2 protein-coding genes are annotated in these 2,874 nt (G+C 47.5%); both read left to right on the top strand.

The window, feature by feature from the left end:
* A partial coding sequence (locus tag F6K38_RS38670; protein WP_287360240.1) for an iron uptake porin occupies window positions 1-1,391 on the top strand: 1,391 nt, incomplete at its 5' end.
* Between the two features lie 466 nt (window positions 1,392-1,857).
* Window positions 1,858-2,874: iron uptake porin (locus tag F6K38_RS38665; protein WP_287360239.1), on the top strand; the 1,017-nt coding region annotated here is incomplete at its 3' end.

Genomic DNA, 2,874 nt, shown 5'->3' with positions numbered 1-2,874 from the left:
TGGTAGAACGGTATGGCTGTATTGCTGGTTATCCTAACCGCACATTCCGTGGAAACCGGGCAACTACCCGTTATGAGTTTGCGGCTGGTTTGAATGCTTGCTTGAACCAGATTGAGCGGTTAATTGCGGCTAGCACCGCTGATTTTATTACCAGAGAAGACCTGGAAACCCTGCAACGCCTGATTCAAGAGTTTGAAGCAGAATTGGCTACCCTAGGGGCAAGGGTGGATAACCTAGAAGGTCGGGTGGCTTTCCTAGAAGACCATCAGTTCTCCACCACCACTAAACTGAAAGGGGAGGTGATCTTTACCTTCGCTGGTGCCTTTGGAGAAGAACAAGCTGATGGTAGTGGGGATGACTTTGATGAAAACATTACCTTAAGCGATCGCGTACGTCTGATTTTCGATACCAGCTTCACTGGTAAAGACCGGTTGAGAACTCGTTTGCAGGCAGCAAACTTCACTAGTCTCAGTGATGTGACTGGTACCGACTCGGCTCGCTTGGGTCATGATGAGGGTGGTGGCAACGATGTGGAAATTAGTAAGTTGTACTACCGTTTCCCCATTGGTAACACAATCACGGCTTATGTGGGAACCGTTGAGCTTGAGATAGAGGACATTTTCGACCCGACCAACCCCTTCCTGGAAAGCAGTGGCACTGGTGCGTTATCCCGGTTTGTCAGCCGTAACCCCCTAACCCATCGCGGACCAGAGGGAGCAGGTGCCGGTTTCACCTATGAATTTAGTGATGCCTTGAGTCTATCACTGCTTTATCTAGCTGATGAGGATGATGCTCCTAGTCCTGCGCAAGGAGATGGATTGTTCAATGGTGCCTATAGCGCTGGCGCTCAACTGGGTATTTCCCCGATTGATAACTTGGAGATATCTTTGACCTACGTCCGTAGCTACCAGCCAGGAGAGGATGTCAATCTTTCCGGTAGCACTGGTAGTGACCTGGCCAGGGAGCCTTTTGGCGAGACCGCTACCTCTGCCAATCGCTTAGGAGCACAAGCCAGTTTTCGCCTGACCGAACAAATTCACCTAGGCGGTTGGTTTGGTTATCTTGATGCGATCGCAGAAGATGATAATGGTAATGTCGAAGAAGGTGACAATGCTGACATTATCACTTGGCTAGCCAGCCTGTCTTTCATTGATGTAGGCAAAGACGGAGCTGTGCTCAGTTTTGCTGGAGGTGTTCCACCGAAGGCTACCGATATTGATGGTGCTGATGAAGATGATGATACGTCCTACCTGATTGAGGCACAGTACAAATTCCCGATTACCAAGAACATCCTTATTACTCCAGGAGCCTACGTGATTTTTAATCCTAATCACGATGATGACAATGATACGATTTGGGTTGGAGCCATTCGTACCACCTTTAAGTTCTAGGTAAAAATTTTAGCTAAAAATTTTAGCTAAAAATTCTAGGGTTTGCTATCAGCTATCTGCTGATAAATGACAGCAGATAGCTGACTAGTTTAGGAGAAGTCAGAAGTCACAAGTCACAAGTCAAAAGTCAAACTCTTGCGCTTCTTGATGCAGTCGCTCATGGGGGTTTCCCCCAAGACCGCTTAGGTGCGCTTGACCTAGGCGAATTAAATTCGCCACGGGTCGCACCTCTGCATCGCTTACTTAGCTTTGAGACTTTTGTCATGTCCTAATTGCCCTCGCGACTGCCATATTATAAGTGAATACAATTGAGGATGAGTATATTTATCGAAATATCACACAAAAAATGATATGCTAATCCAGAGTTTTTATAGACATAACTAATTTTAGTGGTTATAATTAAGGGTTGCAGACTAATTTGAGTCCAAGAGTATAATCTACTAGGGTTGAGGTTGATTGACAAAGGATGTCAACAAGTTTTTGGTATACGATAAAATATAGCCCGGCTTTGCTAGGGGCTTCACTACTGGTGGCTAACAGCGCCTATGGTGCTCCCAAGCTTGAGGCATCTTCTACTGAAACCCTTCCGGCTCCACAAGAGCTAACGGTTGCCCAGGCTAACGGTGAGTCTAAGGGTGAGTCTAACTCGGAAATTCTACAACAAATCAATCTCTACAACAGCAACAGTACTGATGTAGATGCCCTAGACCAGGTGACCAGTGTTTCCCAACTGCGGGATGTATCTCCTGGTGACTGGGCTTATGAAGCTCTGCGCTCTCTGGTAGAACGGTATGGTTGTATTGCTGGTTATCCTAACCGCACATTTCGTGGAAACCGGGCAACTACTCGTTATGAGTTTGCGGCTGGTTTGAATGCTTGCTTGAACCAAATTGAGCGGTTAATTGCGGCGAGCACAGCTGATTTTATTACCAGGGAAGACCTGGAAACCCTGCAACGGCTGATTCAGGAGTTTGAAGCAGAATTGGCTACCCTAGGAGCACGGGTGGATAACCTAGAAGGTCGGGTGGCTTTCCTAGAAGACCATCAGTTCTCTACCACCACCAAACTCCAAGGGGAGGTTCTGTTTACCTTCGCTGGTGCCTTTGGGGAAGAACAAGCTGATGGTAGTGGAGATGACATTGATCAAAACATTACCCTCAGCGATCGCGTACGTTTGAACTTAAATACCAGCTTCACCGGGAAAGACCGGTTGAGAATTCGTTTGGAGGCAGGAAACTTTACTAAACTCAGTGATGTGACCGGTACGGACATGGCTCGCTTGGGTCATGATGCGGATAGTGGCAACGATGTTGAAATTCCTGACGTGTTCTACCGTTTCCCCATTGGTACAAAAACCACGGCTTATGTGGGAACATCTGGCCTTGCCTTGGATGACGTTTTTGACCCGACCAACCCGTTCCTGGAAAGCAGTGGCGTTGGTGCGTTATCCCGGTTTAATCGCCGCAACCCCGTAACCCATCGC

It is taken from the genome of Moorena sp. SIO3B2, assembly GCF_010692525.1.
Classification (GTDB): domain Bacteria; phylum Cyanobacteriota; class Cyanobacteriia; order Cyanobacteriales; family Coleofasciculaceae; genus Moorena; species Moorena producens.
The sequence above is the reverse complement of the archived record's forward strand: the minus strand, read 5'-3'. Positions and strand labels throughout refer to the sequence as shown.